Source organism: Rhodanobacteraceae bacterium (assembly GCA_016713135.1).
Classification (GTDB): Bacteria; Pseudomonadota; Gammaproteobacteria; order Xanthomonadales; family SZUA-5; genus JADKFD01.
Genome location: JADJPR010000004.1, coordinates 331,335 through 357,430 on the forward strand (window position 1 = coordinate 331,335; position 26,096 = coordinate 357,430).

22 protein-coding genes are annotated in these 26,096 nt (G+C 68.6%); 7 read left to right on the top strand and 15 right to left on the bottom strand.

The window, feature by feature from the left end; translation table 11 throughout:
- Position 1 precedes the first annotated feature (1 nt).
- Together IPK27_07205 and IPK27_07210 are read right to left on the bottom strand one after the other, a co-directional pair.
- Entirely contained in the window at positions 2-1,195 is a 1,194-nt protein-coding gene (locus IPK27_07205; GenBank protein MBK8067408.1) for an SGNH/GDSL hydrolase family protein, read from the bottom strand.
- The gene (locus IPK27_07210; protein MBK8067409.1) at positions 1,195-2,574 is read right to left on the bottom strand and encodes an L-serine ammonia-lyase; all 1,380 of its coding nucleotides are present in this window, start codon (positions 2,572-2,574) and stop codon (positions 1,195-1,197) included. The genes IPK27_07205 and IPK27_07210 overlap by 1 nt, the downstream gene beginning before the upstream one ends.
- 73 nt (positions 2,575-2,647) lie before the next feature.
- On the opposite strand from IPK27_07210, the gene IPK27_07215 reads away from it, so the two are divergent.
- Positions 2,648-2,878, top strand: a complete 231-nt coding sequence (locus tag IPK27_07215) for a glutaredoxin family protein (GenBank protein ID MBK8067410.1) — start codon at positions 2,648-2,650, stop codon at positions 2,876-2,878.
- 6 nt (positions 2,879-2,884) lie between these two features.
- On the opposite strand, the gene IPK27_07220 is transcribed toward IPK27_07215, so the two are convergent.
- The 3 genes from IPK27_07220 to IPK27_07230 form a co-directional block, all read right to left on the bottom strand.
- Positions 2,885-4,165, bottom strand: a complete 1,281-nt coding sequence (locus IPK27_07220) for a tyrosine--tRNA ligase (GenBank protein ID MBK8067411.1) — start codon at positions 4,163-4,165, stop codon at positions 2,885-2,887.
- A 76-nt stretch (positions 4,166-4,241) separates the two neighbouring features.
- Positions 4,242-5,363 carry an alanine--glyoxylate aminotransferase family protein gene (locus tag IPK27_07225; GenBank protein MBK8067412.1) on the bottom strand — a complete coding sequence of 374 codons (1,122 nt, stop codon included), beginning with the start codon at positions 5,361-5,363 and terminating at the stop codon, positions 4,242-4,244.
- Between the two features lie 293 nt (positions 5,364-5,656).
- Positions 5,657-6,136, bottom strand: coding sequence for a hypothetical protein (locus IPK27_07230; protein MBK8067413.1), 480 nt, complete (start codon positions 6,134-6,136; stop codon positions 5,657-5,659).
- On the opposite strand from IPK27_07230, the gene IPK27_07235 reads away from it, so the two are divergent.
- The gene (locus IPK27_07235; protein ID MBK8067414.1) at positions 6,093-8,147 is read left to right on the top strand and encodes an EAL domain-containing protein; all 2,055 of its coding nucleotides are present in this window, start codon (positions 6,093-6,095) and stop codon (positions 8,145-8,147) included. The two genes, IPK27_07230 and IPK27_07235, sit on opposite strands and share 44 nt — an antisense overlap.
- A gap of 2 nt (positions 8,148-8,149) precedes the next feature.
- Positions 8,150-8,452 (top strand): hypothetical protein, encoded by a 303-nt coding sequence (locus IPK27_07240; protein ID MBK8067415.1) that lies wholly within the window; start codon positions 8,150-8,152, stop codon positions 8,450-8,452.
- A gap of 215 nt (positions 8,453-8,667) precedes the next feature.
- On the opposite strand, the gene IPK27_07245 is transcribed toward IPK27_07240, so the two are convergent.
- The gene (locus IPK27_07245) at positions 8,668-9,762 is read right to left on the bottom strand and encodes a homoserine O-acetyltransferase (protein MBK8067416.1); all 1,095 of its coding nucleotides are present in this window, start codon (positions 9,760-9,762) and stop codon (positions 8,668-8,670) included.
- A 65-nt stretch (positions 9,763-9,827) separates the two neighbouring features.
- Here IPK27_07245 and IPK27_07250 point away from each other — a divergent pair, with 65 nt between their 5' ends.
- The 3 genes from IPK27_07250 to IPK27_07260 are packed head-to-tail and all read left to right on the top strand — an operon-like array spanning position 9,828 to position 12,585.
- On the top strand, positions 9,828-10,541 hold the full coding sequence (locus IPK27_07250; GenBank protein MBK8067417.1) for a methyltransferase domain-containing protein: 714 nt from the start codon (positions 9,828-9,830) through the stop codon (positions 10,539-10,541).
- Positions 10,529-11,191, top strand: a complete 663-nt coding sequence (locus IPK27_07255) for a response regulator transcription factor (GenBank protein ID MBK8067418.1) — start codon at positions 10,529-10,531, stop codon at positions 11,189-11,191. The genes IPK27_07250 and IPK27_07255 overlap by 13 nt, the downstream gene beginning before the upstream one ends.
- Positions 11,188-12,585, top strand: a complete 1,398-nt coding sequence (locus tag IPK27_07260; protein MBK8067419.1) for a sensor histidine kinase N-terminal domain-containing protein — start codon at positions 11,188-11,190, stop codon at positions 12,583-12,585. The genes IPK27_07255 and IPK27_07260 overlap by 4 nt, the downstream gene beginning before the upstream one ends.
- Here IPK27_07260 and IPK27_07265 read toward each other — a convergent pair.
- The 6 genes from IPK27_07265 to IPK27_07290 all read right to left on the bottom strand — a co-directional run bounded on the left by IPK27_07265 (position 12,567) and on the right by IPK27_07290 (position 20,229).
- Positions 12,567-13,058: a GNAT family N-acetyltransferase gene (locus IPK27_07265; protein ID MBK8067420.1), complete on the bottom strand. Its 492-nt coding sequence runs from the start codon at positions 13,056-13,058 to the stop codon at positions 12,567-12,569. The genes IPK27_07260 and IPK27_07265 overlap by 19 nt on opposite strands.
- A 147-nt stretch (positions 13,059-13,205) precedes the next feature.
- Positions 13,206-14,018 (bottom strand): cyanophycinase, encoded by an 813-nt coding sequence (locus IPK27_07270; protein ID MBK8067421.1) that lies wholly within the window; start codon positions 14,016-14,018, stop codon positions 13,206-13,208.
- Positions 14,019-14,250: 232 nt separating this feature from the next.
- Entirely contained in the window at positions 14,251-16,842 is a 2,592-nt protein-coding gene (locus IPK27_07275; protein ID MBK8067422.1) for an EAL domain-containing protein, read from the bottom strand.
- 92 nt (positions 16,843-16,934) lie between these two features.
- The gene (locus IPK27_07280) at positions 16,935-17,834 is read right to left on the bottom strand and encodes a hydroxymethylglutaryl-CoA lyase (GenBank protein ID MBK8067423.1); all 900 of its coding nucleotides are present in this window, start codon (positions 17,832-17,834) and stop codon (positions 16,935-16,937) included.
- A 77-nt stretch (positions 17,835-17,911) separates the two neighbouring features.
- Positions 17,912-19,666, bottom strand: a complete 1,755-nt coding sequence (pepP, locus tag IPK27_07285) for a Xaa-Pro aminopeptidase (GenBank protein MBK8067424.1) — start codon at positions 19,664-19,666, stop codon at positions 17,912-17,914.
- Positions 19,663-20,229, bottom strand: coding sequence for a UPF0149 family protein (locus IPK27_07290; GenBank protein MBK8067425.1), 567 nt, complete (start codon positions 20,227-20,229; stop codon positions 19,663-19,665). The genes pepP and IPK27_07290 overlap by 4 nt, the downstream gene beginning before the upstream one ends.
- 122 nt (positions 20,230-20,351) lie before the next feature.
- Between IPK27_07290 and IPK27_07295 the strand changes: the two genes are divergently transcribed.
- Positions 20,352-22,757: an EAL domain-containing protein gene (locus IPK27_07295; GenBank protein MBK8067426.1), complete on the top strand. Its 2,406-nt coding sequence runs from the start codon at positions 20,352-20,354 to the stop codon at positions 22,755-22,757.
- On the opposite strand, the gene IPK27_07300 is transcribed toward IPK27_07295, so the two are convergent.
- The 3 genes from IPK27_07300 to IPK27_07310 all read right to left on the bottom strand — a co-directional run bounded on the left by IPK27_07300 (position 22,699) and on the right by IPK27_07310 (position 25,733).
- The gene (locus IPK27_07300) at positions 22,699-24,090 is read right to left on the bottom strand and encodes a PD40 domain-containing protein (protein ID MBK8067427.1); all 1,392 of its coding nucleotides are present in this window, start codon (positions 24,088-24,090) and stop codon (positions 22,699-22,701) included. The two genes, IPK27_07295 and IPK27_07300, sit on opposite strands and share 59 nt — an antisense overlap.
- 64 nt (positions 24,091-24,154) lie before the next feature.
- Positions 24,155-24,643, bottom strand: a complete 489-nt coding sequence (locus tag IPK27_07305; GenBank protein MBK8067428.1) for a hypothetical protein — start codon at positions 24,641-24,643, stop codon at positions 24,155-24,157.
- Between the two features lie 250 nt (positions 24,644-24,893).
- The gene (locus IPK27_07310; protein ID MBK8067429.1) at positions 24,894-25,733 is read right to left on the bottom strand and encodes an alpha/beta hydrolase; all 840 of its coding nucleotides are present in this window, start codon (positions 25,731-25,733) and stop codon (positions 24,894-24,896) included.
- Positions 25,734-26,096 lie beyond the last annotated feature (363 nt).

Genomic DNA, 26,096 nt, shown 5'->3' on the forward strand with positions numbered 1-26,096 from the left:
GTTAGCCTAGCGGACGATCGCTGCAGGCTTCCAGTGCGCGCGGGCGCGCCGGGCGGGCGCGCAGCGAGTCCACGCTGAGTTCGTAAATGCGCTCGGCGAGCAGCCGCTGGCCGGTCTCGGAGAGGTGCACGAAGTCGAAGTACATCGGCGCCGCGGCGGCATCGAAGGCGCCAGCGAGATCGTGCGCTGCCGGAAGCAGCGGCAGCAGCGACCGCACCGCGGCGCTGCTGGCGCGCTGCAGGCGCACGTGGTCTGCGGGCGATGCGCCAACGATGCCGGCCTCGTCGCCGCGCGGCGGGCTGCGGTCGAAGGCGGTCGGCTGCCAAAGCGGCATCACCGGAACATCAAAGGCGGCGCCGATCGCCTGCGCCTGGCGCACATTCGCCGCCCAGGCTGCTGCGGTGTCCGCCGCGAGGCGCAAGATGGCCGCACCGTCGAGCGCTTCGGGTGCGCTGGCGAGCAGCCGGCCGATCCCTTCCAGTTGCATCGCCCAGGCGCGCAGTTGCGCCCCGAAGCGGCGGGAACTGTTGAACTCGCGGCGCCGGTTGTCCTCGTTCTGCGGCCATCCGGCCTGGCGCGATTGCAGCGTGGCGAAGACATCGTTGGCGCCATCGAGGAAAACCGCGAGGTCCGCCGCCGGCTGGCTGCAGGCCAGCGCCGACTGGAACGCGGCGAGGCTCTGGCGCGAGACATAGCCGGACTCGCCGAAGTTCAGCACGCGCACCCGAAGTTCCGGCGCGCGCTCGGCGTAGACCTGCTGCAACTGCGCGGCGAGGGTGCCACTGTCGCGGTTGCCGGTGCCCCAGACCACCGAGCCGCCGAACAGCCAGATCTCGCGCTGGATCGGCTCGGCCGGGCGCGGCGTGACGCGGAAACCGTGTGCGTCGATCTTGATGATCTCGCCGCGGTAGGGCTGGCGGCGCCAGTAGACGTAGCTGCGCCATGCCGTGTCGCGCGCCTGCGCGTGCTCAGCCCAGTAGCGTCCGATCCAGTCATCGCCGGCCACCGCCGCCGCGCGCTCGCGCGCTGGTGCGACCGCGCCCGATTCGAAGGGCGCCGCCGCCAGCGGGTCGGGCAGGGCCAGGCGCAGCAAGTGGTCCACCAGCAGCAGCAAGAGCAGCGTCAGGCCAAGGATCGCCCACGCCTGGCCGAGCCCGCGCAACCCGGCGCCGATCCATCGCAACAGGATGCGCATCAGCACTCGATCACATTGACCGCGAGGCCGCCGCGGCTGGTTTCCTTGTACTTGTCCTGCATGTCGCGGCCGGTGTCGCGCATGGTCTTGATCACCTTGTCGAGCGAGACATGGTGCTTGCCGTCGCTGCGCAGGGCCATGCGGCTGGCGTTGATCGCCTTGACCGCGCCCATCGCGTTGCGCTCGATGCACGGGATCTGCACCAGGCCGCCGATCGGATCGCAGGTCAGGCCCAGGTTGTGTTCCATGCCGATCTCGGCGGCGTTCTCGACCTGGTAGATGTTGCCGCCGAGCGCTGCGGCGAGCCCGCCGGCGGCCATCGAGCAGGCCACGCCGACCTCGCCCTGGCAGCCGACCTCGGCGCCGGAGATCGACGCGTTCTTCTTGTAGAGGATGCCGATGGCCGCGGCGGTGAGCAGGAAGTCGAGCACGCCGTCGTCATTCGCGCCGGGGCAGAAGCGTGCGTAATAGTGCAGCACCGCCGGCACGATGCCGGCCGCGCCATTGGTCGGCGCGGTGACCACGCGCCCGCCCGCGGCGTTCTCTTCGTTGACCGCCAGAGCATACAGGTTGACCCAGTCAAGGATGGTCAGCGGATCGCGCAGGGCCGCTTCCGGCTTGGCCAGCAGCTCGCGGTACATCGCCGGCGCGCGCCGCGCCACCTTGAGCCCGCCGGGCAGCACGCCGTCCTCGCGCAGGCCACGGGTGACGCAGTCCTGCATCGCCTGCCAGATATGCATCAGGCCGGCGCGGATCTCGGCCTCGCTGCGCCAGGCGCGCTCGTTGGCGCGCATCACGCCGGCAATGCTGAGGCCGGCCTCGGCGCACTCCTTGAGCAGCTCGTCGCCGGTGGTGAACGGGTGGGGCAGGGGGGTGGCGTCGGGCACGATGCGGTCGGCCGCCGCCTCGTCGTGATTGACCACGAAGCCGCCGCCGACCGAGTAGTAGTCGCGCGTGAACAGCACCTCGTCGCGTTCGTCGAAGGCAGTGAAGCGCATGCCGTTGGAGTGGTAGGGCAGCTTCTGGCGCTTGTTGAACACCAGGTCGGTCTTCTCGTCGAAAACGATCTCGTGCTTGCCGGAGACGCGCAGGCGTTTGCTCTGGCGGATGCGCTCCAGGGTGGCCGGGATCTGGTCCGGGTCGCAGCGGTCGGGCTCGGCGCCTTCGAAGCCCATGAACACGGCCTTGTCGGTGCCATGCCCGCGCCCGGTGTGCGCCAGCGAGCCGAACAGCTCGCCGCGCAGGCGCACCGTGCGTTCCAGTACGCCACGTTCCTCCAGCCGGTGGGCGAAACGGCAGGCCGCGCGCATCGGACCCACGGTATGCGAGGACGACGGGCCGATGCCGATCTTGAACAGGTCGAAAACGCTGACAGCCATGGCGGGAGATCCGGGGCGCGACGATCGGGGCCGCGATTATGCTTGCTGCCTCAAGCATTCGGGACACGTGCGCATGGCGCTCCGCTTTTATCACCGCGACGGCTGTCATTTGTGCGAACAGGCGCTGGAACTGCTGCAGGCGGCCGGGCTGGCGCAGGGGCTGAACCTGGTGGACATCGATGAGGATGCGCAGCTCGGCGCCGACTACGGGCTGCGCATCCCGGTGCTGGAGCGCGCCGACGGCCAGTGGCTGGACTGGCCCTTCGATGCCGTACAGGTGCGCGCCTTCAGCGGCGGCGCCTGAACCGCCTCAGGCCGGCAGGCTGAGCGCGGCGTAGCTCTTCTTGCCCCGGCGCAGCAGCAGGTAGCGGCCGAACAGCAGGTCCGCACGGCCGACGCGCTGCTCGATGCCGCTGCTGCGCTGGTTGTTGACGTAGACGCCGCCGGCTTCGAGGTCCCGCCGTGCCTGGCCCTTGGACGGGCTCAAGCCCGCGGCCACCAGCAGATCGATCAGCGCTGCGCCTTCGCCATCCAGCGCGGCGGTGTCCAGCGCGGCGTTGGGGATTTCCGCGATGAGGTCGCGGAACACCGTTTCCGGGGTGCCCTCGATCGCGCCGCCGAACAGGATCTGGCTGGCGGCGATCGCCGCCTGGGTGGCATCTGCGCCGTGCACCAGCGTGGTCACCTCGCGCGCCAGCGCGCGGTGCGCCTCGCGCGCGCCCGGGTTGGCCGCGTGGGCCGCTTCCAGCGCTTCGATGTCGGCCCGGCTGAGGAAGGTGAACTTGCGCAGGTACTCGCTGACCTTGGCGTCCTCGGTGTTCACGAAGAACTGGTAGAAGCGGTACGGGCTGGTGCGCTCCGGATCCAGCCACACCGCGCCCGATTCGGTCTTGCCGAACTTGCTGCCGTCGGCCTTGGTGATCAGCGGGAAGGTCCAGCCCCACACCGGCACGCCGAGCTTGCGCCGGACGAAGTCGCAGCCGGCGGTGATGTTGCCCCACTGGTCGGAGCCGCCGATCTGCAATTCGCAGCCGAGCGCGTTGCGCAGATGGTAGAAGTCGTAGGCCTGCAGCAACTGGTAGCTGAATTCGGTGTAGCTGATGCCGGCATCGCTGCCCATGCGCAGCTTGACCGAGTCCTTCGCCAGCATCGCCGACAGCGGGAAGTGCTTGCCCACGTCGCGCAGGAAGTCGAGGAAGGACAGCGGCGCGGTCCAATCGGCGTTGTCGACCAGCACGGCAGCGTTGCCGGCACGGTCGAAATCGAGCAGGCGCTTGAGCTGCGCCTTGATGCAGCTGACGTTGTGCGCCAGTTGCTCGCGGGTCAGCAGGTTGCGCTCGGCCGACTTGCCGGAAGGGTCGCCGATCATGCCGGTGGCGCCGCCGGCCAGCGGGATCGGGCGGTGCCCGGCCAGCTGGAAGCGGCGCAGCGTCAGCTGGCCCATCAGGTGGCCGACATGCAGCGAATCGCCGGTGGGATCGAAGCCGCAATAAAGCGCGATGGGGCCCTCGGCGATGCGCTTGCGCAGGCCGTCGAGGTCAGTGCAGTCGGCCAGCAGGCCGCGCCAGATCAGGTCGTCGATCAGATCCATCGGAGAAGTGCAGGGTTGGGTGAAGAAGAAGCGGCAAGGCTACGCGAGGGCGCGCCCCGGCGCATATGCAACGTACTCACGGCTTGCGCCCAAGCACCGCGGCGAGCGCCTCGAGCACGCGCCCCACGCTGTCCGGGCTGCTGCTCGCGCCCATCAGGCCGATGCGCCAGATCTTGCCGGCCAGCGCGCCCAGGCCCGCGCCGATCTCGATGCCGAACTCGTTCAGCAGCCGGCGCCGCACTGGCAGGTCTTCCACGCCATCGGGGATGCGCACGGCGTTGAGCTGTGGCAGGCGGTGGCGCTCGTCGACCAGCAGCTCCAGGCCGATGGCAGCCAGGCCGTCGCGCAGCCTGAGATGGTTCGCGCGGTGGCGCGCCCAGGCGGCCTCCAGGCCTTCCTCGTGCAGCATCAGCAGCGATTCGTGCAGCGCGTAGAGCATGTTGATCGGCGCGGTGTGGTGGTAGCTGCGCGCGCCTTCGCCCTGCCAGTAAGCCATCACCAGCGACAGGTCCAGGAACCAGCTCTGCACCGGCGTCTTGCGCGCCTTCAGCGCTGCCACCGCGCGCTCGCCGAAGGACAGCGGCGACAGCCACGGCGGCGCCGACAGGCACTTCTGCGAGCCGGAGTAGATCGCGTCCGCGCCCCAGGCATCCACATGCAGCGGGATGCCGCCGAGGCTGGTGACCGCATCGACGATAGCCAGCGCGCCGTGATCGTGCGCCAGCTTGCACAGCGCTTGCGCATCGGATTCGACGCCGGTGGACGTCTCGGCGTGCACAAAGGCCAGCGCCTTGGCGCCCGGGTTCGCCTTCAGCGCCGCCTCGACCTTGCCGAGGTCGATGGCCGTGCCGAAATCGTCCATCACCATCACTGGCGTGGCACCCACGCGCAGCACGTTCTCCTTCATGCGCCCGCCGAAGACACCGTTCTGGCACACGACGACGGTATCGCCGGGTTCGATCAGGTTGACGAAGCAGGCCTCCATGCCGGCCGATCCGGGCGCGGAGATCGGCACCGTCAGCGCGTTGTCGGTGATGAAGGCGCGCCGCAGTAGCCCCTTCAGCTCATCCATCATGCGCACGAACTCGGGATCCAGGTGCCCGATGGTCGGCCGCGCCAGCGCGCCGAGGATCCGCGGCGGCACATTCGACGGACCAGGACCGAGCAGCAGGCGGTCGGGCGGGAGGAAGCTTTGCATGGGCGGGCTCCGGCGGCGGGAATGCGCGGAGGCTAGCGCGTGGCCGCGGAGCAAGCGCTCTTGAAGGAGGGTTGTGGGTTCTGGGTTCTGGGTTGTGGGCAGCGGGATCAAGAGCCGGCTTCGGACTCGCGGGCTCTTGCCGCCCACAACCCAGAACCCACAACCCACAACCCACAAACTGCTCAACGAAGCCGCGAGCCATCGAATGCCGACATCACCATCAGGTCCCGAAGCCCGCCCTGTTCATCCCATTCATCCTGTAGCAACATTGCGTCACCGATCCGCCGCGCGAACTAGACCCGCTCATGCCCGAAATCCTGGTCGTCGAACGATCGGCCACCCTGTGCGATTTGCTCGCGCGCACGCTGGAGACGGCCGGTGTCGGCATCGCCAGGCACTTCGAGCGCTTTGGCGACGCGGTCGAAGAGATGCGCGAGCGCGTGGTGGCCTCGCGTTTGCCGGCGCTGCTGGTGATCGGCGTGCCGGAGCGCGAGCCGGCGGAGTGCCAGACGCTGCTGAAGATCGTGCCGCGAGCTGCCGGGCCAGATCCTGCCGCTGCTGATCCTGAGCCACGCGCCGCTGCCGCGACTGGATGCCTGGCTGGCCCGGCGGGGCTCGTCGATGCGCCTGTTGTGGAGCCAGTTCTGGCAGGTGCCGGGGGCGATCAGCGAGCTGTCGCCGAACTTGCTGTTCAGCACGCCGCCCGAGCGGGTGACACCGCAGAGTCCGATGCGCTTGTTGCTGGTCGACGACTCGGTCAGCGTGCGCCGCACCTATCACCAGTTGCTGACGCAGCAGGGGCTGAATGTAGACCTGGCCGAGAGCATCGCCGACGGCTTCGCGCGGGCGCGCGCCGGGCGCTACGACCTGGTCGTGGTCGACTATTACCTGCCGGACGGCACCGGCGACCAGCTGGTGCGCAAGCTCAAGGCGGATCCCGCCACCGAGGGCGCGCTGGTTGCGCTGATCACGGCCACCTACAGCGAGGACGTGATCCAGAAGGTGCTGGATGCGGGTGCGGTCGAGTGCCTGTTCAAGAACGAGGTGATCTCGCTGACCCTGGCGCGGATCAAGGCGCTGGCGCGTGCGGTGCAGGACCGTCGCCGGATCGAGACCGAGCGCCGTCGCCTCGACGGCATCCTGCGCTCGGTGGGCGATGGCGTTTACGGCCTCGACGAGACCGGCGTGGTGAGCTTCGCCAACCCGACCGCCATCCGTCTGCTGGGCCTGGCCGACGATTCCGAACTGGTGGGCAAGGACGGCGGTCAGCTGCGCCTGAAGTTCGAACGCGACGACGTGGCCGGTCGCATGGAAACCGTGTTCGCCACCGGCGACGGGCGCTTCCTGCCGGTCGAGTGCTCGATGGTGCCGATGCTGGTCGGCGGCGAGACCGAGGGCTCGGTGGTGGTGTTCCGCGACATCTCGGATCGCAAGACGGTCGAGCGCGTGCGCTGGGAGCTGGATCACGACAAGCTCACCGGCTTGTCCAACCGCCGCCATTTCCTGGCGCAACTCGGAGCCTCGGTCGAATCGCGCCGCCAGAACGGTGGCTACGGCGCGGTGCTGTTCGTCGACATCGACCGCTACACCCAGGTGTTGGAGAACGCCGGCGAGCTGGCGGGGCAACAGTTGCTGGTCGACATCGGCCAGCGCCTGCAGGCGCGGCTGCGCGACCACGACGGGCTGGCGCGGCTGGAGCACGACCAGTTCGCGCTGCGGCTGGAGAACGTGCAACTGGAGCACCTCTACACCATGGCCGACAGCCTGCGCGAGATGCTGCGCGCGGTGACCTACCTGGACCACGCCGGGCGCGCGCTGGAGGTGACCGTCTCGGTGGGCGTGGCGATCGTCAGCCGCGATTCGCCCTCCGCCGAGTATGTGCTGGAGAATGCGCGCCAGGCCTGCGCCCAAGCCAAGCGGCGTGGCCAGAACCAGACCCAGATCTTCGTGGTCGAAAGCGATTCAAGGGTCGCGCGCGAGCTGGAGGCCGGCTGGGCACAACGCATCCGCGAGGCGATGGGCGAGGACCGGCTGTTGCTGCTGGCGCACCCGATCCTGCCGATCTCCGGCCTGGCCGAAACCGCGCGAGGTTGGCGCATCCGCGGCGAGCAGCCGGAACAGGTGTACGAGATCCTGATCCGCATGATCAACCGCGACGGCCAGTCGGTCAGCCCGAGCGTGTTCATGCCGCTGGCCGAGCGTGCCAACCTGATGCCGAAGATCGATCTGTGGGTGGTCGCGCGCACTGTGCGCATCGCTACCCGCGTGCCGGACGAGCTGCCGGTGTCCTTCGCCATCAACCTGTCGAACCAGACGCTGCAGGACGACGAGGCGCTCGGCCACATCGAAAACACCTTCGCCAGCCACCGGGTGCGTCCGGACCGTTTCATTTTCGAGATCGCCGAGACCGGCGAGATCTACCAGATGCACACCGCCCGGCGCTTCATCACCCAGTTGAAAAAGCTCGGCTGCCGCTTCGCGCTGGATGACTTCGGTGAAGGCAACAACTCGCCCGCGCACCTCAAATGGCTGCCGGTGGACCTGGTCAAGGTCAGTGGCGAGTTCGTCGCCGAGCGGACCGGCAGCGAGGTGGACCGCGCGATGGCACTCTCGCTGACCCAGATGGCGCATTCGCTGAAGCTCAAGGTGATCGCCGAGCGGGTGGACTCGCAAAAGGCGCTGACCTGGCTGCGCGCGGCCAAGGTGGACTATGTCCAGGGCCATCTGTTCGGCGAGCCGACGCGGCTGGACGAGATCGATTTCGAAGCGGTATCGGAGGCCTGAGCGTGTTCAAGAAGGCCTTCTTCATCCTCCTGAGGGTGCTGTGCTACGCCAGCCTGGCGGTGGTCGTGTGGGCTTTCGTGACGGTCCAGATGCTGCTGGGCGGCGATTGTCCGCGGATCGACACCGGCGCGGTCATTTGCAACACCCCCGCGGCACAAGAGACCGCCAACGCCGCACTTGGGGTGATCCTGGTGACCTTCTTCACCGGCGTTCCGGGGCTGTTTGCGCTCGGCGGGGCGATCTTCCTAGTCAAGGACCTGTGGCGGCTGGTGCGCGGCAGGCGCGAATCGGCCGCGGTCGGCTGATGCGGGGGAGCGCTTCAAGTAACTGAACAAGCTGGTTTTTGTCCGCAAAGGACGCAAAGGACGCTAAGAAGAGCCAAGCTCTCAGGGGTGTGCAGGACCTTGGGAACGCCAGCGGATCCGAAGAGCTTTTGCCTTCTTTGCGTCCTTTGCGTCCTTTGCGGACCAAAAAAGCGTCCGCCTTCACCAGACTGTCCGGTGCGCGTCCGCACCCGCGCCTACAGCCGGTCCAGGAAGCGCGACACCACCGGCGCGAAGCGCGGGATGTCGACCAGGAAGGCGTCGTGGCCCTGGATCGAGGGCAGGGCCTGGTAGTCGACATCGGCGCCGGCGGCGCGCAGGCACTCGGCGATCTCTTCCTGCTGCTCGACCGGGAACAGGAAGTCGGTGGCCACCCCGATGACGAGCGCGTGTTCCACCGCCATCTGGCGGCAGGCGGCCTCGACCGTGCCGCCGTAATCGGACAGGTCGAACCAGTCCATCGCGCGCGACAGGTACAGGTAGCTCAGCGGGTCGAAGCCGCCGGCCCAGCGGCGCGCGTGGGAATCGAGGTAGGACTCGATCTGGAACTCGCTGGCGAAGGGATCTTCGGCATTGCGCTCATTCAACCGCTCGCGGCCGAAGCGTTCGCGCCATTCCTGGGGCGACCGGTAGGTGGCCACACCGAGCTTGCGCGCCAGCCCCATGCCGGTGGCGACGTCCATCGCATGGGTGTAGTTGCCGCCGTTGAAGCCGGGATCGGCGCGCACGATCTGCCGCTGCAGCGAGCGCAGCGCGATGGCGAAGGAAGAGGAGCGTGCGGCGCAGCTCATCACGATCAGGTTCGGCACCAGCTGCGGGTGGCGCAGCGCCATCGCTTGCGCGGTCATGCCGCCCATGCTCGGGCCGACCACCGCCAGCAGGCGCTCGATGCCGAGGTCGCGCACCACCGCCGCGGCGCCGTCGGCGACATCCTCGATGCTGATCGACGGGAAACGCAGGCGGTAGGGCAGTCCGTCCTCCGGATGCGGCGAGGCCGGCCCGGTTGAGCCCTTGCAACTGCCGAGCGAGTTCACGCAGATGATGAACCAGCGCTCGGTGTCGAAACTGCGATCGCGCCCGATCATCGGTTCCCACCAGCCGGGCGTGGGGTCTTCGGCGCAGGAGGCGGCATGCGCGCTCGGCGACATCCCGGTCACGATCAGGATCGCGTTGTCGCGCGCGGGCGACAACGTGCCCCAGGTTTCGTAGGCGATCACCCCGGCGGTGAGCGTGCCACCGCGATGCAGCGGCATCGGCGAGGGCAGGGCGGTGTAGCGGGTGGCACCGGACATGCAGAGCAAACTCGATCGCGGGTCGGCATCATAACCAGAACCAGCCGGAAGCCGGGACCCAGCGCCTGTACGCCAATTCACGCACCGTCGAGAGCGCCCAGAGCGAGCCGCACCCGCGCCTGGCGGAAGTCCTGGCACGCCACCTACAGGCGGGCTACCGGCGGCCCTGCGCGGCGCATTCGCTGGCGGCGTACGCGCGGCTACAGGAATGGCTGGCGCAGCGCGGCGGCGCGCCGCTGATCCTCGACAGCGGCTGCGGAACCGGCGCCAGCACTCTGCAGTTGGCGGCCGCGCGGCCCGATGCGACGGTCGTCGGCATCGACCAGTCGCGCGAGCGCCTGGTGCGTGGCGGCCTGGCGGGAACGGATTTCGCCGCGCTGGCACCCAACGCCGCCTTGCTGCGCGCCCCGCTGGAGGACATCTGGCGGCTGCTCGCGGCCGATGGATTGCGCCCGCGGCGCCATCTGCTGTGGTATCCCAACCCCTGGCCCAAGGCGGCGCAGCTGCGCCTGCGCTGGCACGGCCATCCGGTGTTCCCGGTGCTGTTGCAGCTCGGCGGGGAGATCGAGCTGCGCAGCAACTGGTGGGTCTACGCGGCCGAGTTCGCCCAGGCACTGCGCGCCTGCGGATGGCAGACTGCGCTGGACCAAATCGCACCGGGTGCCGCGCCGGTATCGCCCTTCGAACGCAAATACCGCGACTCCGGTCACCGCCTGTGGCAGGTCATCGGGCGCGCCGTTGGAGACACCATGCAGGACCAAACACCATGCGCATCCTGATCGTAGAAGACGACACCCTACTCGGCGAGGGCCTGGTCACCGCGCTCAAGCGACAAGGCGATACTGTCGACTGGCTGCAGGACGGTGCTGCCGCGATCATCGCGCTGAAAAGCGAGAGCTTCGACCTGGTCCTGCTCGACCTCGGCCTGCCGCGCGCGGATGGTTATGCCGTGCTCTCCGCGGTGCGTGGCGCCGGCAATCGCGTGCCGGTGCTGGTGCTGACCGCGCGCGACCAGGTGGCCGACCGCGTGCGCGGGCTGGACCTCGGCGCCGACGACTACCTGGTCAAGCCCTTCGACCTGCACGAGTTGCTGGCGCGCATCCGCGCGCTGCACCGGCGCGCGCAGGGCCAGACCAGCAATGTGATCGCGCATGGCGACATCCGGCTCGATCCAGCGGCGCACCTGTGCACTTACAAGGGCAAGCTGGTGGACCTGCCGCGCCGCGAGTTTGCATTGTTGCGCACGCTGGTCGAGAATGCCGGGCGTGTGCTCACGCGCGATGCCGTGCTGCAGCGCGTGTACGGCTGGGACGAGTCGCTGGAGAGCAACGCACTGGAGGTGCACATCCATCATTTGCGCAAGAAGCTGTATCCCGAGCTGATCCGCACCATTCGTGGCGTCGGCTACCTCGTCGAAGCCGCGCCATGAGCTCGCTCAAGCGCGTGCTGCTGGGGTCCTTGCTGTCGACCATCGCAGCCGCGGCGGCGATCAGCGCCGTCATCAGTTACCGCGCCAGCCTGGTTGAGGCGAATGAGTTGTTCGACGCCAAACTGGCGCAGTCGGCGCGCGTGCTGAGGGCGATGGTCGGACACGACCTCGACCGCCACGAGGCCGAGCCGAAGGCGGTGGTGGTGCGCGTGCTGGAGCTGGACATCGAAGGCGAGGACGAAGCGCTGGCGACCAGCGAAGGGCATGCCTACGAGACCAAGCTCGCTTTCCAGGTCTACACCGAGCGCGAGCGCTTGCTGCTGCGCTCGGAGAATGCGCCGACCAGCGCGCTGGCGCCGCTGAAGCGCGGTTTCGGGCGACACCTGATCGAAGGCGACGACTGGCGCACCTTCGTGTTGCGCACCAACGACGGTCACTGGTACCTGGTTGCCGAGCGCGACGACATCCGCAGCGAGCTTGCGCGCGAGATCGCGGTCGGCACCGCCTTGCCGCCGCTGCTGGCGCTGCCGCTGATGGCCGGACTGATCCTGGTCGCCGTCGGCTGGGCCACACGTGCGATCAAGCGGGTGGCCGATGAAGTCGAGCGGCGCCCGGCCGATCGCCTCGATCCCCTCGACGCCGCGGGCGTGCCGCGCGAGCTTTCCGGTCTGGTGCAGGCGCTCAACCGCCTGTTTCGGCGCGTCGGCGCCGCGCTGGAACGCGAGAAGCGCTTCACCGCCGATGCCGCGCACGAGTTGCGCACGCCGATTTCGGCCCTGAAACTGCACGCGCAGAACCTTGCCGCAGCACAGGAACCCTGCGAACGTGCAGCCTCTGCGCGCGGCCTGGAGCGCGGGATCGACCGCTGCGAGCGGCTGGTGACGCAGTTGCTCGAACTGGCGCGGCTGGAGCGCAGCGGCTTGCAACTGGAGGCGCGGCCGCTGGATCTCGCCGTGGTGGTCCGCCAGGTGGTGGCGGACCTTGCGCCGGAGGCGCTGGCGCGGGAAGTCGAGATCGAGTGCGTGGGCGACGCCGAAGTTCCGGTCGCCGGGGACCGCGTGCTGCTTGCGGTGCTGGCGCGCAACCTGATCGAGAACGCGATCCGCCACGGGCCCCAGCGCTCGCTGGTCAGCGTGCGGATGGCGGCCGGCGCCGGACAGGCCTTGCTGCTGGTGCGCGATGCCGGCCCGGGGATTCCGGCGGAGCAACGGGCGCGGGTGTTCGAGCGCTTCCACCGCGAGGCGCCCGGGACCACGCCAGGCAGCGGCCTGGGCCTGTCGATCGTCAGCCGCGTGGCGGAACTGCACGGTGCCCGGGTGGAATTGCTGGATGCGCTGGGCGGCGGGCTGGAAGCACGCGTGCACTTCCCGCCGGTTCAGAGATCGAGCAGGTAGAAACGGTTGCAGCCGAAGTGCCCGGTCTGCCCCAGCGACTGCGAGATCCGCCGGAATCCGCTGCGCTCGTACAGCGCCTGCGCCTGGTCCATGCCCGTGAGTGTTTCCAGGTAGCACTGGCGGAAGCCGGCCTCCCGCGCGAACGCCAGGCACGCGCGCATCAGCGCAGCACCGGCGCCGATGCCGCGCAGCGAAGGCAGGAAGTACATCTTGCGCAGCTCGCAGACGCTGCCGTCGCCGCCGGCCAGCGGCGCGATGCCGCCACCGCCCTCGACATGCCCGTCGCGCTCGACCACGAAGTAGCGATGCCGCGGCGCGGCATAGGCGGCGCTCATCGCGTCCACCTCGGGATCGTGGATCGCGAAGCCGGGACCGTCGGCGCCGAACTCCGGCATCACGCTGCGGATGATCGCCGCCATCGCGGCGTCATCGGCCGCCGAGATCGGCCGGATCTTGAATCTCTCACCGGACATGTCGGAGGCCATTGATATTGCGGTGTTGAATCCGGAGGGCACGAGGGCAAGAGGGCACGAGGGCACGCGAAAGCGCTCCCTCGCACCGAACTGGCTCTTGCGTGCCCTCGTGGCCTCGTGCCCTCGTGCCCTCCAGGCAACTGGCACTCATTCAAGTACCTTGCGCGCGTCGATGTCGTAGCGCATGCCCGGGATCAGGATGTGCAGGCGCACATTGGTGATGCTGACCGCCTCGCCGTGGCTGGCTTCGGCCATCGTCGAGTGGCGCACCTCGGACGGGTCCAGCACCAGCACCGTGCTGCTGCCGACCACCTCGATGACATTGTCGGGTCCGATGAAGGCGGCGGTGTCTTCGTCGATGCCCAGTGCCAGCGCGAAGGGGTTCAGCGCCAGCGCCGTCAGCAAGCGCCCGATGCGGTCGCGCTGGCGGAAATGCTGGTCGATCATGATCTTGTTCGACAGTCCGAGACCCGGCGCCAGCGAGACCATCCCGGCGCGCGGCGTGGCGCCTTCCTCGCCGCCGGCAATCATGTGCGCCGGCATGATCGCGGCGCCCGCAGAAGTGCCGGCGATCGGCATGCCCGTGGCATTGCGCCGGCGCAGCATGCGCGCCACCGGTGTGCCGCCGAGCAAGGTCGACAGGCGCAACTGGTTGCCGCCGGTGATGAACACGCCGTCGCATTGGCTCAGCACCTTGAGCGCGTCTTCATCCTCGCAGTCCTCGCGACGTGCGAACTGCAGCACGCGCGTGTCGCTGGCCTCGAAGCCGGAGAACAGGTCCTGGTAGACACGACCGGCGTCGTCGCGACGCGAAGCGGTCGGAATGATCGCAATGGAAGGCCGTCGCCCGCACAGGCGCACGAAGCGTTTGAGGATCTTGGTATCGCCGATCTTGTCCTCGGCGCCGCCGATGGGGATCAGGAAACCACGCGGTTGATCGAGCACGCTCTTGGCGGGCACGTAGCCTCCGGGGATGCACGTAATCGGTGCAGTATAGCCCCTTGCGTACAGCGGACCTTAACGGGGCCCGTCGAGTCTGTTGCTCCGGGGCTGGCGCGAGAATTCGCGCCGGATTCCGGTTGTCGGTTCTTGGTGGTTGCTTCGCTGCCCACAACCCACAACCCACAACCCACAACCCACAATCCTCACAATCCTCACAATCCTCACAATCCTCACAACCCGCCCCGCCGCTTCAGCCGTCCATGCGTTCGCGCACGAAGCGCTCGAAGTCCGCCGGGGGCAGGGGCCGCGAGAAATAGAAGCCCTGCGCGTAGCGGGCGCCGAGTTGCAGCAGGAAATCGCGCTGCTCGTCGGTCTCCACGCCCTCGGCCACCACCGACAGGTCCAGCGCGCGGGCCATCTGCAGGATCGCTTCGCAGAGTTTGGCATCGGTGGGGTTGGACGGCACCCCGTGCATGAAATTGTGGCTGATCTTGATGCCGGCGATCGGCAGCCGCCGCAGATAGCCGAGCGCGCTGTAGCCCTCACCGAAATCGTCGATGCTGATTGCCACGCCGAGTTCGCGCAGGCGGTCCAGGGTGTGTTCGGTAGCGGGGGCGTCCTCGATCAGCGCGCGCTCGGTCATCTCCAGTTCCAGCGAATGCGCCGGCAATCCGCTGGCCTCCAGCGAGCCGCGCACGCTGCGCTCGAAGTGCTCGCCGAGGAACTGACGGAAGGAAACGTTGACCGCGACGTGTCCCAGCATCAAACCGCCGTCGTGCCATTCGCGCAGCTGGCGGCAGGCCTGGTCGAGCACCCAGGCGCCGATACGCACAATGTCCCCGCTGGTCTCGGCGATCGGGATGAAGGTGTCGGGCGGCAGGTCGCCGAGCACGCGGCTGCGCCAGCGCAGCAGGGCCTCGGCGCCGATCACGCGGCCGTCGACCAGGTCGATCTTCGGCTGGTAGACGAGGTGGAACTCCTCGTTCTCGATCGCGCGGCGCAACTGGGTCTCGATCAGCAGCCGCTCCTTGAGCTGCAGCGCGAGCGCCGGCGAGAACATCTGCCAGGTGTTGCGTCCGCGGCGCTTGGCCTCGTACATCGCCACATCGGCATGGTTGAGCAACTGCTGCGCGTTGAGTCCATCGCTGGGATAGCGCGCGATGCCGATCGAGGGCGTGATCACGAAGTCCTCGCCGGCATGCCGGAAGGCCTCGGCGAAGGCGCTGCGGATCTGCTCGGCCAGATGCCACACGGACTCGTCGTTCGGCGCGTCGGGCATCAGCACCAGGAACTCGTCGCCGCCGAAGCGCGCGATCTGCACCGAGGTTGGCAGGGTGGCCGACAGGCGGCGCGCGGCCGCGACCAGCAGGCGGTCGCCCGCGCTGTGCCCGAGCAGATCGTTCACCACCTTGAAACGGTCGAGGTCGACGTACAGCAGGGCGGGGCCCGGATGGCCATCGGTCCCCGCCAGCGCCGTCGCAAGGTTGGCGAGGATGGTGTCGCGGTTCAGCAGGCCGGTCAGCGGATCGGTCTGCGCCTGCCGCCGCAAGCGGTCTTCCTCGAGCTTGCGCGCGGTGATTTCCTGGATCGTGCCGGTCAGCTGGTAGGGCACGCCGTGGCGGCTCTGGGCGTGCCCGAGCACGCGCACCCACATCATCCGGTGCGAGGGGTGATTGACCCGCACCTCGATGTCCAGCGGCGTGCCGTCGCGTGCGGTACGCGCCACCGCGGCGTCGAGCCGTGGCCGGTCGCCCGCCACCAGCATCGGCGTCAGCCCGTCGGTCCCCACCGGATCGGCTGGATCCCGGCCGAGCAAGCGATACAGCGCGTCGGTCCAGTACAACTTGCGTTGCTTGAGGTCGAAGGTCCAGCCGCCGATGCGTGCCAGCGCCTGCACCTCGTCGAACAACTCGGCGGCGCGCTTCAGCTCGGTGACGTCGCTGAACAGCGAAATCAGCTGGAACGGGCGCTCCTCGCCATTGCGGAACTGCGGCACTACGCTGATCGACACCCAACGGCCAATGCCGCTGCTGCGCTCGACCAGGCCGAGCACCGTGGACTCGACCTGCTCGCCGGTGCGCACCGCACGCAATACCGGGTTGTCGGCCCATTCGATCGCTTGCCCGTCGCCGTCGTACAAGTCCCAGGTGGCCAGGCTGATTCTCGAATCGAGCACGTCCGACGGCAGTCCCAGGATGCGTTCGGCGGCCGCGTTCAGCGACAGCACCCGGCCGTCTCCGTCATGCACGATGACGCCCTTGTCGACAGCGCCAAGCAGCGCGGCGTAACGCTCCTCGCTGGCGCGCAGCTCGCGCTCGGCGCGCAGGCGTTCGCTGATGTCGCGGGCGATCGCCACCACCAGCTTGCGATCCTCCTCGTAATAGGCACGTGAGTGCACCTCGACCGGGATCAGTTTGCCGCTGCTGTTGGTGTTGGTGGTCTCGACGATGGTGCTCTGCGCCACGTCCAGCGAGTCCCAGATCCGGTCCATGTGATCAGGTGGCAGGCTGGGATTGAGGTCATGCACCTTGCGCTTGCGCAGTTCCTCGCGCGACCAGCCAAACAGGCGTTCGGCGGCGTGGTTGGCGTCGACAATGTCGCCGTTGCGATCGATCAGCGTGATGGCGTCCGGGGCAGCGTCGAACACGCCGCCATAGCGCGAGACCGCCGAGCGACCAAGGCGCAGAAGTTCGCCGATGCGGCGCGCGATCTCGGCCAGGTCCTCGGCCCCGAGGCCTCCCTGCTCAGCCTTGCTGCGGAGGTCCACGAGCCAATCGAGCAGGCCGCGCGCGATGCCATCGACCGCGGTGCGCCGGGAGACGAAGGACGATCCGGTCGACATCGAAGCATCCACGACCTGCGCGCTGGACTGACGCGTAGGCTATCCCGAATCGATCCCCGGGGGCGCGGGTCGTGACGACAAAATCCTGCGGATCAGGTCGGGTCGCGCCAGGCGCGACCGACTTTGCTGCCGGTCTCGCGCCCCAGTTCCTCGCTGATCCAGCGCCCGGTGGCCACCAGGCGGCCGAGGTCTATCCCGGTCTCGAGGCCCAGTCCGTGCAGCAGGTAGACCACGTCCTCGCTGGCGACGTTGCCGCTCGCACCTGCCGCATACGGGCAGCCGCCGAGGCCGGCGACCGAGGCATCGACCACCCGCACGCCGGCTTCCACGCAGACCAGCACATTCGCCAGCGCCTGGCCCCAGGTGTCATGGAAATGCACCGCCAGGGCCGCCATCGGCACCTCGGCCGCGACCGCGCGAAGCATCGCGCGTGCCTTGCCCGCGGTGCCCACGCCGATGGTGTCGCCAAGCGAGATCTCGTAACAGCCGGCCTGGTGCAGGCGCGTCGCCACGCGCACCACATCGCCCAGCGGCACCTCGCCCTGGTAGGGGCAGCCGAGCACGGTCGACACATAGCCGCGCACCTTGACGCCGTCGGCGCGCGCGCGTTCGATCACCGGCAGGAAGCGCTCGATCGACTCATCGATGCTCGCATTGATGTTGCGCCGGCTGAAGGCTTCCGAGGCCGCGGCGAACACCGCCACCTCACGCACACCGACCGCGCGCGCGCGCTCGTAGCCTTGCAGGTTCGGCACCAGCACCGGAAAGGCGACACCTGTCCGCGCCTCGATGCTGCGGTAGACCTCGGCCGCGTCCGCCATCTGCGGCACCCACTTCGGGCTGACGAAACTGGTGGCCTCGACGGTCCTATGTCCGGCTGCCACGAGGCGTCGGATCAGTTCGATCTTGGTCGCGGCAGGCACCTGCCGCGCTTCGTTCTGCAGGCCATCGCGAGGTCCGACTTCGACCAGGCGGATCAGGTTGTCGCTCATGGGCTTGGGGCGGGTGGGCGTTGATCCCGGATGGTGGGGATTGGCGCGCGGGAGTGCAAGGGTTGCCGGACGCGATCTCAGCCGCTGCGCCAGCGCACCGGCACCCACCACAGGGTCAGGACAACGGCGAGCCCGAACACCGTGTAGACCCATGCAAGGACGTCCAGCGAAGCCTCGACGAACACCAGTTCGGCGAGCCAGTGGGCGATGAACTGGTCGCCGTGGTCGGCCTGTCCGGCGGCGCGCCGCAACTCGGCTTCCCAGACCGTCAGTGGGCACAGCTGGTCCAGCCAGGTCTGGGCAACCACGAAGACGATGAGTGCGAGGTGCGTCAGGCGAAACCACGGGCGACGCACCCACGCCCAGGTACGCCATGCGCCGATCCAGGTCAGGGGCAGTGCGAACACAATGAAGGCGATGATGAATGCATGGCCGACCAGGATCAGATCGGCCAGCAGCGCGGGACTCATGCGGCCTTGCGCGCGGGACGTCGGCGCGAGGGGGGGTGGGCGGGCCGCTGCGGCCGCGGCCATGGCCGCCTCGATGGCATCGATGTCCTTGACCACATCCGCCGTCAGCACCTCCGGACCGTTGCGCGTGACCAGCACATCGTCCTCGATACGCACGCCGATGCCGCGCCAGCGCGCGGGGACATCCTTCAGATCCGGCGAGATGTACAGGCCAGGCTCGACCGTCATCACCATGCCCGGCTCGATCAGCCTGGGCTGGCCGTCGATGCGGTAGTCGCCGACGTCATGCACATCCAGGCCGATCCAATGGCCGGTCTTGTGCATGTAGAAATCCTTGTAGCGCTCGTCCTTCAGGTTCTTCGCCAGCGAGCCCTTCAGCAGGCCAAGCCGGATCAGGCCTGCGGTCAAGGTCTTCACCGCGGTGTCGTGGACATCATTCCAATGACGCCCGGGGCGCGCCTGATCGATGGCGGCAATCTGCGCGTCCAGCACCAGTTGATAGATCGCACGCTGCTCCGGGGAAAAGCGGCCGTTGACCGGGATGGTGCGCGTGATGTCGCTGGCGTAGCACGCAAATTCCGCGCCGGCATCGACCAGCAGCAAGTCGCCATCCTTCAGCTCGCACTGGTTGGCGCGGTAGTGCAGCACGCAGGCATTCGCGCCGCCAGCGACGATCGGCTCGTAGGCGGGCACCGCGCGGTGGCGGCGGAAGGTGTGCAGGATCTCCGCTTCGATTTCGAACTCGGTCATGCCCGGCTGGCAGATCGCCAGCAGGCGGGTGTGTGCTTCGGCGGCGATCTGCGCTGCGCGGCGCATCAGCTGAACCTCGCCGCGACTCTTGAACAGGCGCAGCTCGTGCAGCAGGAAACCTAGCGCGATGATCTCGTGCGGCGCCCGTGCGCCGCGGCGCACCTCGGCGCGCACGCGGTTGATCCAGCCGAGCACGCGCAGGTCGAATTCCGAATCGCGCCCGAAGTGGTAGTAGACGCGCTCGCGACCCTCGACCAGGCCGGGCAGGATGTCGTCGATGTCGGCGATCGGGAAGGCGTCGTCGACCTGCAGCGCGGCCGGTGCCTGCTCGGGGCCCAGGCGCGGGCCGTCCCACTGCTCGCGCGCGCGGTCGCGCTCGCGGCAGAACAGGATGCTCTCGGCAGCTTGCCGACCGGGAACCAGGACCAGCACCGACTCGGGTTCCTCGAAGCCGGTCAGGTAGACCAGGTCACTGTCCTGGCGGTACGGGTAATGCGCGTCGTTGTTGCGGATGCGTTCGGGTGCCGCGGGCACGATGACGATCGCGCCCTCGCCGGCGAGTTCCATCAGTTGCCGGCGGCGCCGGCGGTGCTCGGCGGTGCTGACGCTCATGCGCTGCCCGCCATGCCGGCGGTCGCAGCCGCTGGTGCGCGCAGATCGCTGCGCAACAGCAGCGCGGCCACGCGCGCGAACTCGGTCAGTTCGGCGAGTGCGGTTTCGTCGACCTCGCTGTCCTCGTCGTGGCTGACCGCGGTGCGCGCGATTTCGAGCAGGTCGCGCAGGACCTCGCGGCCGTCCTCGGACAGCTTGCGTTCGTCGGCAAAGCCGCCCAGGCCCAAGCCTCCGACGAATCCCTGGCACCACTGCTGCAAGGCTTCGGTCCGCTCGGCTACCGGCCGCTCGGGGTCCGGCAGCAGCGGCGCGAAGGTGTATTCGTCGCTTTCCAGCTCGCGGTGGCTGTGCTGCACCAGGCCGGCGATGGCGGCGCGGTGATGCGCATCCGCTTCCGAATCCAGCAGCGTCTGCAGCGAGACCGCTTCGAGGAACTGCCGGATGTTCTGGCCACCGGCGCACAGGTATCCGCACAGGCTGCCGTGCAGATCGGAGGCGCCGATGCCCGCATTCAGCGAGCGCAGCGCGGCGACCAGTTCATCAAAATCGGGTGCGTTTTCCATCTGCGGGCCTTCGGAGTGACGCGCAATTCTATGCCAGCACCGCGTGCCTGCGCAGATCTCGGGAATGCGTCCGCGCGCGCGTCGTGGCGCATAGAATGCGCGTGAGGGGAAAGAGGCCATCGATGTTTCAAGACAACCCGACATCACGCTGGCTCGGGCCGATCCTGATCGGCCTGGCGGAACCCGCGTCGGCGGCCACGGGTGCGTGGTCCGGTGGCGATCTGCTGGCGGTGCTGCTGCTGGTCGCGCTCGCCCTGGTGGCCGGCTGGCTGGTGGGGCGGCGCACTGCGCTGCGCAGCAATGACCTGCTTCCAGCGGCGATGGATTCCGATCAGCGGCTGAAGTGGGCGCTGTGGGGCAGCGGCGACAGCTTCTGGATCTGGGAAGTGGCCGACGATGTGCTCTCCTGGTCCAGTGCCGCCCCGATGCTCGGCTTCGATCGCCACACCTCGATGAAGGGTCGTAACTGGCGCGAGCGTGTGATCCACCGTGAGGACCGGCCGCGAGTGGAGGCTGCGATCGCTGCGCACCTCGACGGAACGGCTCCGCAATACGAGGTGGAGTACCGTCTGCGCGATTCGGCGGGGGTCTGGAACTGGGTACGTGCCCGCGGCCGCGTGGTCGCGCGGAATGACGCCGGAACGCCTACGCTGGTCGCCGGCACTTTTCGCGTCATCGAGGCCGAGCGCGCCGGCGACGCCGAGCGCCGAACCAGCGCCGAGGTCATTCGCCACATGCTGGAGGGCGTGTCGGTCACCGACCTCGAGTTCCGCTTCGTCTCGGCCAATCCCGCCTTCCTCAGGCTGACCGGCTACGAGGCGGGCGAGATCGCCGGCCAGACGTCCGGAATCCTGAACTCGCCGCAGCATCCGGAATCCTTCTACCGCGAAATGCGCGATGAACTGCTGCAACGCGGCAGCTGGTCTGGCGAGATGTGGCAGCGGCGCCGCTCGGGCGACGATTTCCTCGCCTGGCTGCAGATCGCCGAGGTGCTCTCGCCGGAGGGCGGACGCACCCACTGGGTGGCCGTCCTGGCCGATATCACCGACCGCAAGCGTGCCGAACAGCGCCTGCGTTATCTCGCGCATTTCGACACGCTGACCTCGCTGCCGAACCGCGCCCACCTGCGCCAGCGCTTGCGCCAGCGCATCGATACCGGCGGCAGCCGGCGCTTCGCCCTGCTGTTCATGGACCTCGACCGCTTCAAGCACGTCAACGATTCGCTTGGTCACGCGGCCGGCGATGAACTGCTCAAGCAGGCCGCGCGACGCCTGGCGCATGTGGTGGGCGCCACCGAGAACGTCGCGCGCATCGGCGGCGACGAATTCACCGTGATCGCCACCGAAGACACCAGCAACGAGGGCGTCGAACGGCTGGCCGCCGAGGTGCTCGATGCTTTCGCCGGCCCGCTGCTGGTGTCTGGCCAGGAGATTGCGATCTCGCCATCGATCGGCATTGCCTACTATCCGGACCATGGCCGCAACATGGACGAATTGCTGCGGCACGCGGACGCCGCGATGTACGAGGCGAAGGCGCGCGGCCGCAACACCTACCGGGTCTACAGCGCGCGAATGGCCGAGGACGCCAGCGAAAGGACGCGGCTGGAAGCGGCCTTGCGCAAGGCGCTGGACCGCGACGAGTTGCGCCTGGTGTATCAGCCGAAGCTGAGCCTGCGGAGCGGCCGCATCACCGGTGTGGAGGCGCTGCTGCGCTGGCGCTCGGCCGAGCTCGGACACGTGCCGCCGTCACGCTTCATTCCGATCGCCGAGGAAAACGGGATGATCCTGCCGCTCGGCGAATGGGCCCTGCGCCAGGCCCTGTCGCAGGCACGCGCCTGGGCCGATGCAGGGTTGCCGCAGCTGCGGATCGCGGTGAACGTTTCGGCGGTGCAACTGACCCGCGGAGATTACGCGGAGCTGGTCAAGATGGTGCTCGATGGCCACGGTCTGTCGCCGGCCTGGCTGGAGATCGAGCTCACTGAAAGCGCGCTGATGGCTGATCCGCGCCGCACTGGAGCGACCATCGCCGAATTGCGTGAACTCGGCGTGCGCGCGGCCATCGACGACTTCGGTACCGGCTATTCCTCGCTCAGCTACCTGCGCGGGCTCGCCATCGATACGGTCAAGATCGACAAGAGCTTCGTCGATGGCATCGAGCACAATGTCGACGACGAAGTGTTGACCTCAACCATCGTGCTGATGGCGCACTCGCTGGGTCTCTCGGTGGTGGCGGAGGGCGTCGAAACCGAGCACCAGCTGACCTTCCTGCGCGGCGAGAACTGCGACGAGGTGCAGGGCTACTGGCTGTCGCGCGCGCTGGATGCGGACGCCTGTCGCGCCTTCATCGAGAGCTACCGCATGCCCAAAGGGTCTGGTGTTGCCGGGCGCGGGTTGAGGCGCGGGCGCGAGACCGGCTGCGACCCGTCATCCGGGCCGGGCGCCGATGCCTGGGATCTGCCCGCTTGCCGCGCTACTCGGGCGTGGCCTGCAGCCACATCGGTTGCGAATCACTGCCGGGAGAATAGGTGACTCGCCGCGGTTCGCTGCCATCGGCGTTCATCCGCCAGATCTCGCTGTCGTTCTCGCGATCCGACGCGAATGCGATCCAGCGCCCGTCGGGCGACCATGTCGGGTAGCTGTCGTCGCCGAGATGCCCCGGGGTCAGGTTCGCCGCGCCGCTGCCGTCGCCGTGCATGACCCAGATGTCGTTGTCGCGATCGGGAAAACTGCGCTGCCAGACGATGCGCGAGCCATCGGGCGACCAGCGACCCGGGCCCTCGCCACCATAGGAATGGATGTCCACGCGGTCATTCGACGGGTCGGATGTGAGCTGCATGACCTTGCCGTCGGCATCCTGGACCCACAGTTCCCAACTGCCGCTGCGCTGCGAACGGAACAGCAGTCGGCCATCAGCGGCGAAGTCGGGATCGCTTTCGGCCACCCCGGCAGGACTCAGCGTCTGTTCGATCTCGCCATTGGCGTCCAGCAGCACGATCTGCGAGATACCGTTGTCCAGCACAGTGGCCGCGAGGCGTACGCCGTCCGGGTGTGGACTGACCAGCGAGTCCTTGACGATGCGCGCATGCACTCGCACAGGCGCCTCGTCTGGCCGGTCGAGTCGCTCGAGCCGCCAGCCCTTGGGTTCATCGTCGGCGCGCGCGGAACTCACCAGGTAGAGCCGGTGGCCGGCCACGCCATATGGCCATTGCGCGCTGGCGGCGCGGGTCAGGTTGCGCGCGCTGCCATCGGCTTCCTCGCGATAGATCTCCCAGTTGCCGTCGCGGTTGCTGGCCCACGCCAGCAGCCATTCGCGCTCCGCATGCAGCACGCGCGCCTGCGGCGTGCCCGCGGCATCGCTGCGCACATAGGTGCGCGCCTTTGGCGGGCCCTCGGCGTCGCCCGACATCCGGGTTGCCACACTGTAGTGGCGGGCGTCGTCCTGGACCAGGGTGGTGCGCAGGGCGATCTCGTGGCCCGCCGGGTCCACGTGCGTCTCGACAAACAGCCAATGGTCGCCATCGGCCGCGACATGGCCTTCGCTCACGGCGCCGGTGCTGGTGTAGTAGTCGTAACGCAGGCGCTGGTGGCGTCCGTCCCAGGCGTACATCGTGGTGCCCTGGTAGGGTTTGCCCTTGCCGCCCAGCACCATGTGCGTGCTGCGGACGAACTGCTCGTCGTAAAGCCATTCGTAGCACTGCACATCGCGCAGGCCGTCGCCACCGATCGGCGCAATCCAGCAGTGCCCGACCAGCGGCGCGAGCGCGGCGAAGCGCTGCTCCAGCGGCGGCGGCTCGGCCGCCATCGCCGCGAGCGGCCAGCAAGAGGCCAGGGCAAGCAGGTGCGCAAGCGGACGTCGCTGCATCGTGGCGCTCCAGTCGGTCGGGACAGACCGAAGGCTACGTTTCTGCGACACCGACGGCCAGCGCTCAGCGACAGGGATCGCGCCCGGTCGCCTTCTCGTAGGGCCCGGCGCGCTGGTCCTGCTGGCTGCCGCGGCGCAGCAGCGCCGCCGGGCGCGCAATCTCGCGGCAGGCATGCGCGCGCGACACGCGCGTCTGCCGCACCGATTCGCGCTGCTTGCCGCTGCCGCTGCCGCCGCGGCAGGGCGTGTGCTGGTACCAGCTGCGGCTGGGCGTGGAGCATTGGTAGGACTCGCGGGCATCGGCGTGCGCGGTCGAGCGGCCGCTGCCGCCGCGCTGCCGTCGGACTGCTTCCGCCTGCGCGCGCGCTGGCGGCGGACTGGCAGGCGCTGCGGGCAGGGTCCATTCGCGCAGCACGCTGGCGGCGCAGCGCGCAGGGTCGCCGAACATGCGCTCGCCATGCGCGCCGCGGCATTCGGCCACGCGTGTCTGGGCGACCGCCATGCTGCCCCAGCACAACAGCAACATCAGTCCGATCAGGTGTCGCAGTCGCATGCTGTTCCGCTCCGAGTCCCGGGTGCCGAGATCCTGCGCGGGGAGCGCCTGCGCCCGCGTCGGCAAAGTGCCGAAGTGCGTGTAGGAGAATTCCGATGTGCCGGCGGGAGTTTCGTCCGTCCGGTGCGCCACGTCACGCGTCGCGTGCGGTGCGGTGCGCGCAGCGCCCGTGGTAGTTGCTGCCGTGAATCGCTGCGCGATGCTCCGCGCTACGCAAAATCAATGAGTTGCGACCTGTCCAGGAGGATGCTCAGCGTATTTCAGGCGGCAGCGTCGGCGGCGCGGTGGGCGTGGTCTCGGGCGTGTCGACGGCCAGCCCCTGTGGCAGTGCCTCGTCGGCGAGGAAGGCCAGCAGCGCGGCGTTGGTCGCGGCAATCGCGTCGAACGGAGTGCCGTGGCGCGAGCCCACCACCACCGCGACCTGCGCCCCCAGCCGGCGTGCCCAGGCGTGCTTCTCGGCCAGCGGAGTGTAATCGTGCTCGCCGGCCAGCATCAGCATCGGCGTGGCGAAGCCCTCGCAGCGCTCGGCCGCGCACCAATCGGCCAGCGCCCGGGCACAGCGCAGGTAAGGCTGCACCGGGTTGCCGCCGACGACATCGATCACCCGCTGGCGCATCGCCGCCTGGTGCGGGTGCGGGAACAGCCTTCCGGCGATCATCCGCGCGGTGCGCGGCAGGCCGAGCACGCGGACCATGCCGACCTGCAGATTCAGTTCCAGCCATTTGCGCCAATGGTCGACGCGGTAGCTCGGCAGGCTGTTGATGGTCGCCAGGCGCTGCACTCGCGCGGGCGCCTGCAACGCCATTTCCAGCGCCACCGCGCCGCCCATCGAATAGCCGACGACGGCCGTCGAATCGATGCCGCGTCGTTCCATCCAGCCGAGCAGTTCCTGGGCCCATCCCGCGATCGACGCCGTGCCGTGGGCCGGACTGCGCCCGCAGCCGCTGAGATCGGGGACAATCAGCTGGTGACGTTCGGCGAGCGGCGGAATCTGGAAGGCCCAGTCATCGCCGCTGGAGCCCAGGCCATGGATCAGCAGAAGCGGCGGGCCTTCGCCGAAACAGCGCACGTGCAGGGGGATCTGGGTCAAGGGTCTTGCAGTGGAGTGGCGGACTTCGCCAAGGCTACCCTGATCGCACGGCCGGAGCGGTTCAACGCGGAGACGCCAAGGACGCAGAGGAACGCAGAGAAAAGCAGGAGAAGGCAGGGGTTCTTTTCTCCGTGTTCTCTGCGTCTCCGCGTTTGATCGAGTCGGCGGGTTCCCCGGGTGCTGGCGGGCGGCACCCGATGAGGCGTTGGCGGAAGAGATCAACGCAAAGACGCCAAGAACGCAAAGGAACGCAGAGAAGAGCAGGGGAAGGCAGTGACGCACTTCTCCTTTCTCTCTTTTTCTCTGCGTCTCCGAGCGTGATCGCGTCGGCGTGAACATCGGACGCTTTCCTCTGCGTACCTC